Origin of the sequence: Aquimarina longa SW024, from assembly GCF_001401755.1 — a bacterium.
GTDB lineage: Bacteria > Bacteroidota > Bacteroidia > Flavobacteriales > Flavobacteriaceae > Aquimarina > Aquimarina longa.
In genome coordinates this window covers 331,535-348,449 of the sequence record NZ_KQ474101.1, presented here as the reverse complement: position 1 = coordinate 348,449, position 16,915 = coordinate 331,535, and the positions used below count along the sequence as shown (strand labels likewise).

Annotated in this window: 16 protein-coding genes; 4 read left to right on the top strand and 12 right to left on the bottom strand. The window is 30.3% G+C overall.

Annotated features, from left to right (window positions below):
- Nucleotides 1-33 precede the first annotated feature (33 nt).
- From N456_RS15840 to N456_RS15790, 11 genes are all read right to left on the bottom strand, one after another.
- Entirely contained in the window at nt 34-612 is a 579-nt protein-coding gene (locus N456_RS15840; protein ID WP_082422558.1) for an LbetaH domain-containing protein, read from the bottom strand.
- A 12-nt stretch (nt 613-624) separates the two neighbouring features.
- A complete protein-coding gene (locus N456_RS15835) occupies nt 625-1,746 on the bottom strand; it encodes a glycosyltransferase family 4 protein (RefSeq protein ID WP_062059377.1) in 1,122 nt (373 codons plus the stop codon).
- Nucleotides 1,746-2,855: a glycosyltransferase family 4 protein gene (locus tag N456_RS15830; protein WP_062059375.1), complete on the bottom strand. Its 1,110-nt coding sequence runs from the start codon at nt 2,853-2,855 to the stop codon at nt 1,746-1,748. The genes N456_RS15835 and N456_RS15830 overlap by 1 nt, the downstream gene beginning before the upstream one ends.
- A 5-nt stretch (nt 2,856-2,860) precedes the next feature.
- Nucleotides 2,861-3,982 carry a polysaccharide pyruvyl transferase family protein gene (locus N456_RS15825; protein ID WP_062059373.1) on the bottom strand — a complete coding sequence of 374 codons (1,122 nt, stop codon included), beginning with the start codon at nt 3,980-3,982 and terminating at the stop codon, nt 2,861-2,863.
- Between the two features lie 45 nt (nt 3,983-4,027).
- Nucleotides 4,028-5,203: a glycosyltransferase gene (locus N456_RS15820; protein ID WP_062059371.1), complete on the bottom strand. Its 1,176-nt coding sequence runs from the start codon at nt 5,201-5,203 to the stop codon at nt 4,028-4,030.
- On the bottom strand, nt 5,193-5,837 hold the full coding sequence (locus N456_RS15815) for a CatB-related O-acetyltransferase (RefSeq protein ID WP_062059369.1): 645 nt from the start codon (nt 5,835-5,837) through the stop codon (nt 5,193-5,195). The genes N456_RS15820 and N456_RS15815 overlap by 11 nt, the downstream gene beginning before the upstream one ends.
- 10 nt (nt 5,838-5,847) lie before the next feature.
- Complete coding sequence (locus N456_RS15810) at nt 5,848-7,032, bottom strand: glycosyltransferase (protein ID WP_062059367.1); 1,185 nt, start codon at nt 7,030-7,032, stop codon at nt 5,848-5,850.
- 1 nt (nt 7,033) lies between these two features.
- Nucleotides 7,034-8,494 (bottom strand): lipopolysaccharide biosynthesis protein, encoded by a 1,461-nt coding sequence (locus tag N456_RS15805; protein ID WP_062059366.1) that lies wholly within the window; start codon nt 8,492-8,494, stop codon nt 7,034-7,036.
- Nucleotides 8,495-8,583: 89 nt separating this feature from the next.
- The gene (locus N456_RS15800) at nt 8,584-9,870 is read right to left on the bottom strand and encodes a nucleotide sugar dehydrogenase (RefSeq protein ID WP_062059364.1); all 1,287 of its coding nucleotides are present in this window, start codon (nt 9,868-9,870) and stop codon (nt 8,584-8,586) included.
- Nucleotides 9,871-9,916: 46 nt separating this feature from the next.
- A complete protein-coding gene (locus tag N456_RS15795) occupies nt 9,917-10,915 on the bottom strand; it encodes an SDR family oxidoreductase (RefSeq protein WP_062059362.1) in 999 nt (332 codons plus the stop codon).
- A 323-nt stretch (nt 10,916-11,238) separates the two neighbouring features.
- The gene (locus N456_RS15790) at nt 11,239-13,245 is read right to left on the bottom strand and encodes an alpha-ketoacid dehydrogenase subunit alpha/beta (RefSeq protein WP_062059361.1); all 2,007 of its coding nucleotides are present in this window, start codon (nt 13,243-13,245) and stop codon (nt 11,239-11,241) included.
- 260 nt (nt 13,246-13,505) lie between these two features.
- On the opposite strand from N456_RS15790, the gene N456_RS15785 reads away from it, so the two are divergent.
- The 4 genes from N456_RS15785 to N456_RS15770 are packed head-to-tail and all read left to right on the top strand — an operon-like array spanning nt 13,506 to nt 16,629.
- The gene (locus tag N456_RS15785; RefSeq protein WP_062059359.1) at nt 13,506-14,456 is read left to right on the top strand and encodes an isopenicillin N synthase family dioxygenase; all 951 of its coding nucleotides are present in this window, start codon (nt 13,506-13,508) and stop codon (nt 14,454-14,456) included.
- Nucleotides 14,457-14,465: 9 nt separating this feature from the next.
- On the top strand, nt 14,466-14,795 hold the full coding sequence (locus N456_RS15780; RefSeq protein WP_062059357.1) for a translation initiation factor: 330 nt from the start codon (nt 14,466-14,468) through the stop codon (nt 14,793-14,795).
- Nucleotides 14,796-14,816: 21 nt separating this feature from the next.
- On the top strand, nt 14,817-15,749 hold the full coding sequence (locus N456_RS15775; RefSeq protein ID WP_062059355.1) for a DUF1835 domain-containing protein: 933 nt from the start codon (nt 14,817-14,819) through the stop codon (nt 15,747-15,749).
- Nucleotide 15,750: 1 nt separating this feature from the next.
- A complete protein-coding gene (locus N456_RS15770; protein ID WP_062059353.1) occupies nt 15,751-16,629 on the top strand; it encodes a nucleoside phosphorylase in 879 nt (292 codons plus the stop codon).
- Nucleotides 16,630-16,703: 74 nt separating this feature from the next.
- On the opposite strand, the gene N456_RS24555 is transcribed toward N456_RS15770, so the two are convergent.
- Nucleotides 16,704-16,850, bottom strand: a complete 147-nt coding sequence (locus N456_RS24555) for a hypothetical protein (protein ID WP_158447911.1) — start codon at nt 16,848-16,850, stop codon at nt 16,704-16,706.
- Nucleotides 16,851-16,915: the final 65 nt, after the last annotated feature.

The window sequence follows — 16,915 nt, the reverse complement described above, 5'->3', positions numbered from 1 at the left end:
TAATCTTTTTTATATTTCTATCAATTCTAAACATCATACTTCAACTCGTTTTCCATCTTTCTTAACTATTCTTGCTGGATTACCAACAACAACACAATCATTAGGTATGTCTTTTACCACCACAGCTCCTGCTCCTATTACTACATTATTTCCTATAGTGATATCTCCTATAATAATTGCTCCTGTATTAACAGAAACATTATCCCCTATTGTTGGTTTTTTCCCATTAACCTCACCTACAGTAACTAAATGATTAACATAAAAATTTTCTCCTATAGAATTTGCATTAAGAATCGTACTATATGGATGACCTGTTAACACTCCTCCTCCTAGTTTTGTATTAATATCAATTCTAAAATATTTTTCTTTCCTACAATAGAAGTTTAAAATATGTGCTAGTATTCCTCTAGTTCTAAAATAAAAAATTGTTCTAAAATCGGGTGAATATGCCAAAAAGTCTAATAATAAAGAAATTCTACTTCCTTTTTTTTGTTTAGCAAAAGCCCACCTATCTATATCCTTATGTATATCATTTTTGTTATTACTATACTTATATAACAAAATATGTGGTATTAAAAATATTTTGTAAAAACTTAAAATCAATGACCTCATATTGCAATTATTTTATTCTGATATTAGATTATTAAACATACTTTCCCAAAGTTCCATAACAGCATTCAATTTATATTGAGAAGAGTTTTCTCTAGCATGCTTACCCATTCTTATTAACTCTTCTTTATGATCCATTAATCGTATAAGCTCTTTTGCAAAAGAGTCATTGTCATACAACGAAACTAACGATCCATTATCTGTATTAATTATATTTCTAGGACCATGTGGGCAATCGAATGAAACAATAGGCAATCCACAAGCTTGAGCTTCTAATAAAACTAAAGGAAAACACTCATTATGAGATGTCATTACAAAAATCGAAGAGCTCAACATTTTATCTTTTATAGCATCTGTTGATCCTTTTAAAAAAACAACTTTTTCTAACCCATATACAGTAATCTTATCCTGTAAGGTCTTTATATAATGTAAATCTCCTTCGCCATAAATATACAATTTCCAATCTTTATTCTTTTCATATACAGTGTTCCATATATCAATCAGCATATCATATCCTTTAACTGGGGCGATTCTACCCGCCGCGATAACTATTTTTTCTGATATACTTGATACCTCTTTTGGATAAAATGTTAGTGGATTAGGAATAATAACCTTATTATTTGTTTTATAATATGTAGCTTCATCTTTATTAAGAACTACTAATGCATCATATTTACTCTCTACATAATCTGCAAATTTTAAGAAATACTTTTTTATAAGATTTTTTGGATTTTGACGGCTTTCTATTTCAATGTGTTTTGAATAGTGAAATTCTTTTACCTTAGGTATTCTTTTTTTAACAAAAGGCATAAAATATGTGTCTGTACTATGACTACAAACTACTACTACATCTGGATTAAAATAGTGTATCTCGGACTTAAGCTTACGAATATGTTTCGGTAATTTCTTTAGATTTACAGGATGAAAATACGATTTTTCTCTATTATAGTTTATTCCTAGATCTTTAAAAAGTATCTTATCATCAAAATGATAACATGGTTTATTGTTTTTTTGCTCTGTAGTTACTATACATATTTCGAATCCTTTCTTTGCTGCAAAATAATTAGCTTTAATAGAAAGTACTCTTTCGATACCTCCATGCAAATATACCTGGTCTATCACAAAAATTATTTTCATTAAGAAGCTCTTTTTTTAAGTGTTTCTTTAAATAATTGATCCCAGACAGAAGCTATTTTTTCTGGTAAATAATACGTTACTGATTTTCTTGCAGATTTACCCATCATCTGCCTTTTGTTTTCATCACTCATAAGAGTATTGATTTTATTCCCCAACTCTGCAATATCGCCGTTTTTAACTAAGAATCCGTTTTGCTGATCTTTAATAATATCAGAAGGGCCAAAAGGGCAATCAAAAGAAACACAAGGCACTCCGTATGCCATAGCTTCTGTTAATACCATTCCAAATCCCTCATATCTCGAGGACATTACATATATAGATGCTTCCTTATATTTTTCTGAAATATTCTTTACAGGAGGGTAAAAATTGACTGTATCTGAGATCCCCAAGTCACTGGCCAATTGTTCTAAATTTTCTTCTTTACTTATGGTTCCATATATATCCAGTTGCCAATCTGGATGTTGACTTACAGCTATTTTCCAGCTTTGTAATAAACGGTCATAACCTTTTTGAAAACTCTGTTTACCTACCGCAAGAACTTTTTTATTCTGCAAGGTACTTTGCGTATTTGGATAAAACGATAATGGATTGGGTATGACTTTTAGGTTTTTGAGATTCCACTCTTTTACATTACCTTCTGTAAGAACGACAAAGTGATCATAAAGTGAACCTCCTAAATTCATTAGTTTAAACTTAAAAGAAGAAATTAGACGATCTACTATTGATTGATGATCATTTCTAATTTCAATATTTTTAGAAACATGCCTTTCATAGATCATTGGATGTGATTTCCCTATAATCATAGGAAGAAGTAATCCCTTTATTCCATCATCACAGACTATTATGATATCTGGATCTACCTTTTGTAAGATGGATTTAATTCCTTTTCTATATTTAGAAATATAGCGTATTGGATTGCCTTCTACAGCAATATCATGGTAATAAATTTTAGCACTAAAATTATAGAATAAGGGCTCATCTCCTTGGTTTAAAGTTAAAATATGAATATCATAATCAAAATTATCTACTAAAAAGCTTGCTTTAATAGACAATACTCTCTCCAAACCTCCTGGACCACACACTTGATTTGTTATATATAATAATCTCATGGCTTTTAGCTTGTTAGGGCTGTATTAAGATATGTTTTAGATTTTTTGATAAGTACATCCAATTTTTTTTGCACTTCTATGTAATTTATAGTATCCAACTCATAATCTAATATTGTGTCTTTATCCAATAAAAACTTACTAAGTCCTACAGATTGCAATAAATCTCGCATACGTGTATTTATTTTATCACTTCTATTAAAAACAGCTAAGTTTTTATGTAATATTAAAGAGTATGCTACCGCATGAAATGAGTTGGCTAAAATACATTCTGCAGTATTCAATACAGTCAGAAATAGTTCTGGACCTTCTAAATAAAAATTTTTGTCAGCGTAATCAATTAATTCATTAAAAGCATAGATTTTCCATCCATTTTCTTTTTTCAATTTCTCTGCCAACTCCTTAATTACAGGATCGTTATCAAAATCATAAACGACTATATACTTCCCTTTATCTACGATATCTTTTTCTATCTGAGGAAGCATTAATGCTTGCCATTCTTTTGGCTCTAGTAAAAAAACCGGATCCAATACTTGTGTAACTTTATCAAAACCTAAATCTTCTAAAATTCTTTTCCCTGAAGATTCTCTTACAGAAACATAATCTAACCTAGATACTTTTTCTTTTACAAAACCTTTTATATCTTCTTCCAATTCATCAATAGCAAAACTTGCAGCATATGATAATTTTAACTTATTATCTGGTACAAAATCTAAATAAAAAGAAGGGTCTTTTCCATTTTCAAAAAAAGAATTCCATATTTGATCACTGCCACATATATAAGCATCGGCTTCAGGAATATCCGCTTTTAACTCTTCGTTAGATCTATATAATTTTTTACCACTCTTTATATATTTTTCAGAAAATTCATCAAACTTCTTTTTCCTTTTTAGGTTAATCAATCGCTTAGGCAATTTTAAAATCAAATATATAGCTCTAAAAAGAAAATTTTTATCAAAAAAAGGGCTAGAAACTATCCATAGCTTAAAATGCTTACTTAAATAAGGTGGCTTATAATGAATCGTTTCTGCTTCATAGCCTAAATTTTCTAAATATTTCAGTAAGGCATACTCTTGTAAGCTTGCGCCATAATTATACACTTCGTGACAAGTAATCGTTTTTATTTTCATAATTGTTATAACAATAGTTGATCTGGCTAATTAATTGATTATACCTCAATTATTCATTAAAATGTTAAATTTCTGTAATGATATTTCTTTATCTTTATTTACTCTATTATCTAGGTTCTCAATAACTTTTTTAACTAATATTTCATTATTCATATAGTTCTCTATACTAGTTGCAATAGCATCAGGGTTCATTTCACAGATTATACCTGTCTTATCATGTTCTATTATTGATGATGCTGTAGGGAAATTAGTAGTTACTATTGGTTTTTTTAACATAGCTGCTTCAATTACAGTTAAGCCTAAACCTTCAAACAATGATGTCTGGGTATAGATATCACAAGAATAGATATATGGGTATGGATTTTCCTTAAATCCTAGTAAAATAAAATTCTTTTCGAGATTATGAATGCGAATTAACTCTTCAAGAGTATTGCGCTCGGGTCCCTCTCCTATTACGTACCACTTCACATTCTTTTCTTTCTTTTTTAAAATTGAACAAGCTTCGATTGCCATATGTAATCCTTTTGCCTGTGCTAGTCTACCAACGGTAACTATTGTAGTTGTATTTTTTTCTTTTCTGAACTCGATTTTTTCTGAACTCATTTTTTTAATTAGCTCATAATCTGTAATATCTTTAATAATTGTAGTTTCTATTTTTTTTCCAATACCCTGTACAGCGCTCTGTAATGATATTTCATTTTCTTTTGAAACACATACAACTTTATTAAACTGAGTATAATGTTTAAAATCAAAATTAATAGTATACCCTGCTTTTTGATAATCTGTATTCAACCAAGCATATTTTTTATTAGCAATAACCTTATTAGCTACATAATATGTAGAAAACCCTTGATTATATGCTATAGCAATAGCATACTTTTTATCATGATTAGCAATTGATGAACCAAAAGCTTTCCAGTATTGCTGAGCTAAATGGTATGTTTTCTGGATGCTGTTTAGTTTTCTTAATAACAAGTAATGGATTCTTTTTATTTGACTCGTAAGAAAACCTGAGTTTAAAAATTGATCTTTATATATAATATTAACTTTTTCTGGTACAAATTTCTCAAACTCTCCTCCTTTATTTATAAGGATCAAATCAATCTCATATGCATCAAAACTAATATTTTGTAACAATGTTGTAAGGCTCTTTTCTGCTCCTCCACATTGTAATGATTCTATTACAAAAAGAATACTTTTTTTATGATTCTTATTTTCCATATTTTTTAATAAAATCGTCCGTACTCATATAGAAATCTTCTGCTTTTTCTTTTATTTCACTCTCATCCCAGTTCCACCAAGCAATATTATTTAATCTTTCAATGGTCTGTTTATCATGTTTAAACTTCAGGATTTTTGCAGGACTTCCTCCCACGACACAATAATCAGGTATTATGCTATTGCCTGTTACTACAGAGTTTGCCGCGATAGTTACCCCATTTCCTATTTTTGCTCCGGGCATAATATATGCCCCCATTCCAATCCATACATCATTACCTATAACAATACCTTCTCGTTGCTCTATTGTTTTCAAAAAATCATTCTTATCTTTCCCACTGGGTAATACTAACTCATCTTTAAAAAAATTATTGATTATAGGAAAAGATGTTATTCTTGAAGCTTGATGATACCCCTCGTCTACAATAAACCGTACATTGTTGGCTATACTACAATATTTTCCTATTTTTAATTCTGCCTTTGTCCATCGCCACACTAACGCCCCATTATCATAAGTTTTATGACCAATACTAGAAAAGTTATCATTTTTAAGAAAAACATAATCATGTATTCTTAGTGCATGGTGATAATCAATCCCTAATAATCTCCATAAAACATGTCTAACTTTATTTAACATAATAATTTAATTACTGTTGTACTAGTTCTTTAAAAATAGTTATCCATTGTTTCCCTACTTTATCCATTTCGAATTGGTAACTACTTTGTACTCCTGCCATGGCCATCTGTTCTCTCTGTTCTATATTATCGATTAAATAGGTTACTTTATTTTTAAATAATTCTATATCTCCCTCTGGTATAATAAACCCTGTTTTGGTATCCTCTATAATATCCTTAATAGAAGAGAATGTGTTAAAAGCTATAGGGACACATCCTGTTTGTAATGATTCTGTTAAAGTCATACCCCAACCTTCTATAGACGAGGACATCAAAAAAATTGATGCTTCTTTATAAAAAGAAAGAGGTTTCTGTTTTCCTAATAACATTACATTTTTTAGCCCCTGTGTTTCTATTAGACTTTCATACATTTTTTTATCTGGTCCATCTCCTACGATTTTTAAAGACCAGTCACTATATTTTTCTTGTAATTGTTTCCAAATTTTGATTAGCATACTTATTCTTTTACTTGCTTCATCTAATCTAGATACTACTAGTATAACTTTTCTTTTAGCTTGTATATCTTGCTTCGTAGCAAAATAGTCAAATGACAATGCATTACCAATACCTACAAGTTTTTCTTTATTTGGTAGAGAATAATATGATTTAAAATCTTCAATAAATCGTTCTGATAACAAAACAAATTTATCACTGTAATCATATCCTTTTTGAAATAATTTTTGAGTTTTTCTCTTATTTATAGCTTTATAAATAGGAAAAAATGTTAAATTAATAAGGTAGTATATTTTCTTAACATACTTTTTTTCTTGTACAAAAAAACGTTTTAATCGCTTTTTTAAAACCAGAGTTTCATATCCTGGTTTTGAATGATATGCTGTAATTATTTTACAAGTTGTATCATATACAGCTTGGTTTCCTACTAGGGTATACCATGGGCCTGCAGGAAATAAAATGATATCAATCTTATGATTAATAATAATTTTTCTTAATTCTAATGGATTATTGATACTACCTTGTATCTTTTCTATATGCTGAAATTGATCCAAAAACTGATTAAATAAACAATAACACTTTATATCATCTCTTAAAGAAAGATATTTTGCTAAATTTACTGTAGTCCTTTCTATTCCTCCTGCAGTTGATGAAAAAGGAGCATTCATAGCTATTAAAACATGTATTTTTTTATCTAATTTCAATTTAACTTTTTAAATTTCTTTTTTTATGTAATATCATTAATAATTCGGATATAGAACTCAACTTTATCATATAGCTAAATGTTAAATATAATAAAGAGCCTATTACACTCCCCACAAGTAATCTTACTATATCAATATCATATCCCATCTGGTATTTTAGTCCTTTGTCAGCAAAGTGTACTATCAGTCCCATAAAAAAAGCTATAATAACTGCAGGGATTATGTCCTTAATCTGCTCTATTGTATTATAATTAATAAACTTACCAGTATAATAGCTATTAATAAAAAATGATATGAGAGATAATAAAACGCTTCCATATAACAATCCGTCAATTCCTAACTGAAAAGTACAGGCTATAACTACTATTATTATTATTTTTTTTACTATTTCTAACTTCAGAAATAAATCACTTCTCCCTTTTACTTTTAAAATATTAAGATTATATGAGTGAATAGGAAATAATAAGCCATTTAAACATAGTATTTTAAAGTATGGAACAGCAGGCATCCACTTCTCTCCTAATAATAAACTGATTAATGGTTCTGCCAAAACTAACATTAGGGCAAGGGTTGGAGCTACAATAAAAATAACCATTTTCATTATTTTCTTATTGATCTCTTTTAAACGTACATCATCATCTTTAATACTTGCAAATAATGGAAAGGTTACCTTATTTATAATTTGAGTAATATTAGTTACTGGTAATTGCTTCAATGAATCTGCTCTATTATAAAATCCCACCTGTGCTGTTGTAAAGAACTTTCCGATAATAATTGTATATGCATTATTAAAAAATGTATCTATAATACTGGATATTGTTAATTTAAAACCATAACCAAAGTGGTATTTAAATTTTTCTTTACTAAACACCCATTTAGGTTTCCATTTTGACCAATACCATAACTGAATCGCCATTAATGATGATTGCACAATACTATTCCACACCAAACTCCATACTCCAAAACCATTATATGCCAAAGTTATACCTATAACACTACCTATTATTAATGATGGTATTGAGACTATTAACTGCCTTTTAAAGTCTAAATTTTTTAATAATATTGTGTTTTGAATTGTAGAAAATGCGTTGATAATAAATATCACTGAATATACGCGAATTAGTAATGTTAAAATCGCTTCCTTATAAAATAAGGCAATCAAAGGAGCTGAAAAAAATATAATAAGATAAATAACAATACTCCCTCCTAAATTAAAAAAGAATACTGTAGAAAAATCTTCATCATCAGGATCTGTTGTTCTAATTAAAGACTGACTTAAACCACTTCCTACTAAAGCTGACCCTATTCCTATAAAAACACCTATCAGCGCTATCAAACCAAACTCTGAAGGCAGTAATAGTCTAGCCAAAATAATAGACACCACGAACGATATTCCCTGAGTACTAAATTGCTGGATTGATGTCCAAAAAACACCTGAAAGTGCTTGTTTTCTTAATGACATTTTATTGTTTGAGTTATGATAATTTTAGAGTTATATCTCATACGTGTTATTTTTTTAAACTCATCATCGATATATCTCGTTAATTACATCTACAATCGTCCATTTACATCCTCTGTTAATATACCTTTAACATCATATAGAACACCGTTTGGCATTAACATCGATTTTAAATCTATATCTAAAAATTCTTTATGAGCAACAGTTAATACAACAGCATCGTACTTTTCTTTAGGTAAGTCCATTGTGGTATTTAAATTATATTCATGTAATACTTCTGATGGATTTGCCCAAGGGTCATATACTGTAACTTTGGTTCCAAAATCACTTAACTGGTTAATCACATCAACAGCTCTAGTATTACGTACATCAGGACAATTTTCTTTAAACGTTATTCCTAATACTAGTACATTCGCTCCTTTTATATGAATATCGTGTTTTACCATAAGCTTAATTACCTCTGATGCTACATATTGCCCCATACTATCATTTAATCTTCTTCCTGCAAGTATAATTTCTGGATGATACCCAAACTCTTGTGCTCTCTGAGCTAAGTAATATGGATCAACACCAATACAATGCCCTCCTACTAATCCTGGTTTAAAAGGAAGGAAATTCCATTTAGTTCCTGCAGCTTTTAATACATCATTAGTATCAATATCCATTAAATTAAAGATTTTAGCTAATTCATTAACAAAAGCAATATTAATATCTCTTTGAGAATTTTCAATTACCTTAGCAGCTTCTGCAACTTTTATTGTTGGAGCTAAATGAGTCCCTGCTGTAATAACAGAATTATATAGATTATCTACTTTTTTTCCTATTTCTGGAGTAGAACCTGCTGTAACTTTAAGAATTTTTTCTACGGTGTGTTTTTTATCTCCAGGATTAATCCGTTCTGGGGAATATCCTGCATAAAAATCTTCATTAAACTTCAATCCACTGATTTTCTCTAATACAGGAATACATTCTTCTTCGGTTACTCCTGGATATACCGTAGATTCATAAATGACTATATCTCCTTTTTTCAAAACCTGCGCTACCGTTTCACTTGATTTATATAAAGGAGTCAGATCGGGTCTGTTATTTTTATCTACTGGAGTAGGAACTGTAATCACATAATAATTACAATCTTTGATATCTTCTAAAGTAGAGGAACAATATAATCCGTTAGTATTTAAATCTACTTCATTTTTTAATACGGATTGTAATAACTCATCCTCTACTTCTAGAGTAGAATCAGTCCCTGAGCATAATTCTTCAATTCTTTTTTTATTAATATCAAAACCTACTACAGGGTATTTAGTGGCAAACAACCTAGCTAAAGGTAATCCTACATATCCTAATCCAATAATGGCTATCTTAATATCTTGTTGCATAATAGTGATGTGTCTTTATTTTTTTTTACTGGAAGAAAATTAGAAACTACTTTAGATTTTCCCAATACCATTTCACGGCTTCTTTTAAGCCTGATTTTATGTCAAATTTGGGAGCATATCCAAGTAATGCTTTTGCTTTATCTACAGAAGCCAGAGAATGCGGTACATCTCCTTTACGTTCTGAACCATACTTCATTTCTATATCTGCTATAGCAGAGTCATATTCCCCTAAATATTCTTTTAATAAAGAAGTCAATTCGTTTAATGTTGTTCTCTCCCCAAATGCTGTATTATATACATTATTCAATGCTTCTGGGTTATCTGATACGATAGATAATAAATTCATTTGTATAACATTATCTATATATGTAAAATCTCTAGAGAACGATCCATCTCCATTAATTACTGGAGATTCGTGCTTCATAAACTGCATCACAAATTTTGGAATTACAGCTGCATAAGCTCCGTCAGGATCTTGTTTACGACCAAATACATTAAAATAACGTAGTCCAATAGTATCTAAATCATATGTCTTTTTAAAATTATCAGCATACAATTCATTTACATATTTAGTAATAGCATATGGAGATAATGGTTTTCCTATTTTCTCTTCTACTTTTGGCAACGCTATAGAATCACCATATGTAGAAGAACTCGCTGCATAAATAAATCGTTTCACTCCTGCATCTCTAGAAGCTACTAACATATTAAGAAAACCACCTACATTAACATCATTAGATGTTATTGGATCATTTATAGATCTTGGAACAGATCCTAATGCTGCCTGATGTAATACAAAATCTACACCCTCACATGCTTTATGACAGTCATCAATATTCCTTATATCTCCTTCAATAAAAGTAAACTTAGGATTTTCTAGTAGTTTAGAAAGGTTTCTCTTATGCCCTGTAGCAAAATTATCTAGTCCTACGACTGTACTCCCTATATTAATAAGTGTTTCACAAAGGTTTGATCCTATAAACCCTGCTGCTCCAGTGATCAATATCTTTGAAGCCTGAAGTATTTCTTGTTGATTAGTGTTCATAAATTATATTTTAACCCTTAAATGTTTCAATCCCAAAGATTATACTTTTGTATAATCAACGCGAAATTAAGATTTACTTATAGAACACACAACATATGTTAAAGGGGATTTTAACCCTAAATTGAATTAATAATACTTCACTACCCCCCACAACCTTTATCTAACACCTTAACCACCTACAATACATGAATTAACAACAACCTAAAACAATGTATTATTTTTATTAACTATAACGTTTTCATAACTATAAAATCGCTTTCGTTTTTTTTAATAAATCACAAAATCCTTCAAATTTTAGCTTTTAGAAAAGACAAAAACGTATTCTAAAATTGTACTAGTGATATTAATTCTTCTTCAAATCTTTCTATACCTAAATATTGACTTTCGAGATGTAAATCAAATGGAATTGGGGTTTGCAAACTAGCCACCCGTTTTACGGGTGCATCAAGAAATGTAAAACAGTTTTCCATAATCAATGCTGAAATATCAGAAGCTATCCCCCCGAATAAAGTATCTTCTTGTAAAATGATCACTTTACCTGTTTTTCTAACAGATCTATAAATGGTTTCTTCATCTAAAGGTTGTAATGTCCGTAAATCTATTATATCCGCTTGAATATAGGGATATTTCTCTAATACTTCTGTAGCCCAATGCACTCCTGCTCCATAACTTATAACAGTAATATCGTTTCCTTCTATTATCACAGATGCTTTTCCTAATGGCAAATTATAATATCCTTCTGGGACTTGCTGACGAATATTTCTATATAAAGCTTTATGCTCAAAAAACAATACTGGATTAGGATCCTCAATAGCAGCAATCAACAAGCCTTTTGCATCAAATGGAAATGCAGGATATATAACCTTGAGTCCTGGTGTTTTAGTAAACCAAGCCTCATTAGTTTGACTATGAAAAGGTCCCGCTCCTACACCTGCTCCACAAGGCATTCGGATAACAACATCTGCTGATTGCTTCCATCGATAATTTGATTTTGCTAATAAATTAACAATCGGATTAAACCCAGAAGACACAAAATCTGCAAATTGCATTTCAACTATCGCTTTATGACTATTCACAGCCAATCCATATGCTGTAGAAATGATCCCAGATTCGCAAATTGGGGTGTTCCGTACCCGTTCTTTACCAAATAAATCTATAAAACCTTCCGTTATTTTAAAAACTCCTCCATATTCTGCAATATCTTGCCCCATAATCACAAGATTATCGTACTTATACATTCCTTCTTTTAAACCATCAGAAATTGCATCAATTAACCTAAGCTCTTTAGTACTGGATTTTGGTTTTATTTCAATATGATCAAATCTCGTATAGACATCATTTAACTCTTTATCCAAATCTACTTTAATAGCTGATTCGCTATTAGCCTGTTCCCAATGAGTTTCTATTTCGGTTTTCAAAACTGATCGTTTTTGAAGATCATCCTTCACAGAGATCACCCCTTTATCAATTAAATAGTTTTTATAATTCTCTACAGGATCTTTAGTACTCCAGTACTCCATTAGTTCCTTGGGTACATATTTTGTTCCACTAGCTTCCTCATGCCCTCTCATTCTAAACGTTTTGAATTCTAATAAAACTGGACGTGGATTTTGTCTAATACTCTTAGCTAAACCATTAACCTTATCATACACCTCTAGTACATTATTCCCTTCAATTATATGTGATTCCATACCATATCCTATACCCCGATCTGCAAGATGCTTACAACAATATTGTTCAGTAGTTGGTGTCGATAAACCATACCCATTATTTTCTATACAAAACAATATTGGTAAACTCCACACAGAAGCAATATTAAGTGCTTCATGAAAGTCTCCTTCACTAGTGCCTCCTTCTCCTGTAAATACTGCAGTAATTTTCGGGTTTTTAGTCAGAAGATTACTTAGAGCAATACCACAAGCCACTCCCATTTGAGGGCCTAAGTGAGAAATCATACCTACAATATGATATTCTTGTGTCCCAAAATGAAAAGAACGGTCACGACCATTAGTAAACCCACTGGCTTTTCCTTGCCACTGACTAAATAATTTATACAAAGGAATATCTCGTGTGGTAAACACTCCTAAATTACGATGCATCGGTAATATATACTCATCGTTTTCTAAAGCCGCTGTTACTCCTACTGATATTGCTTCCTGACCTATACCACTAAACCATTTAGATATTTTGCCTTGACGTAACAATACCAGCATTTTTTCTTCAATAAGTCTAGATTTAAGCATCTTAAAATACAACATAATAAGTGTATTTTCATGATACGCTAATCGATCAAAGTGAAGTGATTTTGTTTTCTCCGAAATATGCTCCATAAAAGAAAATTTGTTAAGTAAATGTACTTATTTTTAATCTCAGAATTTACATCACAACTACAATATTATTAAGTAGTTGTTAATTTTCACCTAACAATTCTATGAATTAATTAAATTTACTACAAAACTAGTGGTTAGCTTCTAAAAATTAATAAATTTGACTTATATCTTACTAACTATATATAAAATTTGAAGTACTATTTGGAGTTTTTAGCCGAAATACACTTATTTTAGTTCTTCAAGACACTATAACTATATTAATGAATACTATACCAAGCATAGATTTGGCAGATTTTCTGTCTGAGGATCCTTCTCTAAAACAAAAATTTGTCAACGAAATAGGAAAAGCCTATGAAGAAATAGGTTTTGTTGCATTGAAAAATCATTTTTTAAGCGACAAACTCGTAGAGAGTTTATATACAGAAATTAAAGCTTTTTTTGATCTTCCTACAGATGTAAAAAAGAAATATGAAATTGAAGGATTAGGTGGACAACGTGGCTATACCTCTTTTGGCAAAGAACATGCTAAAGGAAAGAAAGAAGGTGACCTTAAAGAGTTTTGGCATTTTGGGCAAGAACCCGATGCAGGCGCCAATTTATTAGAGAAATATCCTTCTAATATTACTGTAGAGGAGTTAAAAGAGTTCAATAGCATAGGAATGGAATCATATAAAATGCTAGAAAAAACAGGTATATACATTCTTAGAGCATTATCTCTTTATATAGGAGTCGATGAATATTATTTTGATCACTGGGCGAGTAATGGAAATAGTATCTTAAGACCAATTCATTACCCTCCGATCACAGAAGAACCCAAAGGAGCAGTTAGAGCTGGAGCCCATGGAGATATCAATCTAATCACATTACTGATGGGGGCCTCTACAGGAGGATTACAAGTCCAACGTAAAGATGGGCAATGGATTGATGCCATTCCAAAAGAAAACGAGCTAGTCATTAATGTTGGAGACATGTTGGAGCGTCATACAAACAATAAATTACGATCTACAATACATCGAGTAATAAATCCGCCAAAAGAGCAATGGAATCAACCTAGATATTCTATTCCTTTCTTTATGCACCCAAGAAGTGACATGAAATTAAATTGTCTTGAAGAATGTATTACAGAAGAAAACCCTAAACATTACGAAGATATAACTGCTGGAGAATTTTTACACCAAAGGCTTGTCGAAATTGGATTAATAAAAAAATAAAATACCTTCATGGATTTACAAGACCAATTAAAAAATTTATTTCCTGATCATCAACTCGAAAAAGAAGAAATTGTACAAGATCATAAAGATCAGATATGGATGCAAGAAGACCCAATACTTTGTAAGTATGAAAAAAGAAAAGGAAAACCAATCACCATACTCGAAGGATATACTGGAGCTGATGAAGATTTTAAAAAACTAGCGAAAGAATTAAAAACTCGTTTAAGTGTTGGAGGAAGTTTTAAAAATGATGCAATAATCATACAAGGTGATTATAGAAATCAAATTATGGAAATTCTTAAAGAAAAAGGATTTAAAGTAAAACGTGTTGGAGGATAGTATAAATTAATTATTTAATCAATGGCTACATTACACATTACCAATGGAGACAGTCTTACTAATAGAATGCAAGAATTAAAACTTGTCACAGGAGATTTTATGGTCTGGCGTGAAATGTTTTGTGAAGGTCCTACTGTAATTAAGGTAGAAACTGAAAATTCTATTAGAAAACGAAAAAGGTTTTTAAAAAAATACTATAGAATTTCTGCCTCTGATTATGATACTAAATTCATTTCACAATTAAAGAAATTAGATAGCATACTAGATTATGATGAAATAGTATTATGGTTCGAATATGATCTTTTTTGTCATATCAATATGGTTGCGGCGATTAGTTTGATTTTAAGAAAAGGAGTTAGAAATATTCCTATATATCTAGTTTGTAGTGGTAAAGTACTACATAAAAAAAAGCTATTTGGTCTCTGTGAATTATCCAACGAACAACTAAAACAACAATATCATAATAAAATCCAATTAACCCTTGATGATCTAGAACTTGCTGACCATGTATGGACTTTATATTGCGAGTCAAAGCCACAAAAAATTGCTGGCCAAATCAAACGAAACTCTTCTTTTGAATACTTATCCATATGCCTAAGAGCACATTTACAACGATTTCCTAATATGCTCACCGGACTTAACACCCTAGAACACAATGTTCTGGAGATGGTAGATAATTATCAAATTAAAAATATTAAGCAACTTACCGGATATGCTCTTGAATATCAAGGATATTATGGGTATGGTGATATGCAAATGAAACGTGTTCTTGCTAGGCTTTTTCAGTTTCTAAACCAGACAAAAGATATGCTTTTACTATCCGAAAGAGGAAAACTAGCCTTAGAACGTAAAAAAAATTTCTATAATACGCAAATATTAGATTGGCACTATGGAGGTGTTAAAAAATATGATTACCTATACAACAATGACACACACACATTATTAAAATTATAATATGGCTATAGCCGAATCCGAACTTATCATTAATGAAGATGGTAGTATTTATCATCTCAATTTAAAACCTGAACATCTAGCTCATCACATCATAACAGTTGGAGATCCTGATCGAGTTGATGAAGTTACTCAGTATTTTGATTCTATTGAATATAAAATTCGTAAACGAGAATTTCACACACAAACAGGAAATTATAACGGAAAAAGAATTTCTGTAATTTCTACAGGTATAGGCACAGACAATATTGATATCGTATTTAATGAATTAGACGCCTTAGTAAATATAGATTTCTCAACCAGAAAAGTTAAAGAAAAGCATACAACACTACATATCATACGTATAGGAACTTCTGGAGCAATACAATCAAACATCCCTATTGATAGTTTTATTATATCAGAAATTGCTATTGGTTTTGATAGTTTGCTTCATTTTTATGATAGTCAACATATACAACTACCAAATATCTCTAAAGAATTAATACAACATTTAGATTGGGATCAGAATAAATCAACACCTTATGTAGTTTTATACGATGAGAAATTAGGCAAACACATTGCTAACGATCCTCTTATCAATAAAGGAATCACAATTACTAATGTTGGTTTCTATGGCCCACAAGGCAGAGTCTTAAGAATTCCTCTTCAGAATGATCAACTCAATAAAAAAATAACTGAATTTAGTTATGAGAATAAAAAAATTACTAATTTAGAGATGGAAACTTCAGGAATATATGGAATGGCAAAATTACTTGGTCATAAAGCCGTTTCTATGAACGCTATTCTAGCAAACAGAACTACAGGAGAATTTAGTAAAACTCCAAAAAAAACCATCAACAAACTGATTACATATACTCTGGATAAAATAGTAAGTTATCAATAATAATCTAAACTTGTATAAAAAAGCAGATTACCTCTTTTTTTCTATACAAGTATATTATCTTAATTTATAAAGGATTATCCAAATAATATTTTAAGACTAATTAATAGATTTGCAAACAACAATACTGCAATAAAAACAACGATACCATTCTCTACAGAATTATTTTTTAACTTCGCAACTTTTACATATGTATTTTTATTTTTAAAAAAATCCTTTTTCATAACAATATTGTTTTTTTTGGGGGTTAAATCTTTTTATAAAGATACATCTTTTAGAAGAATAATAG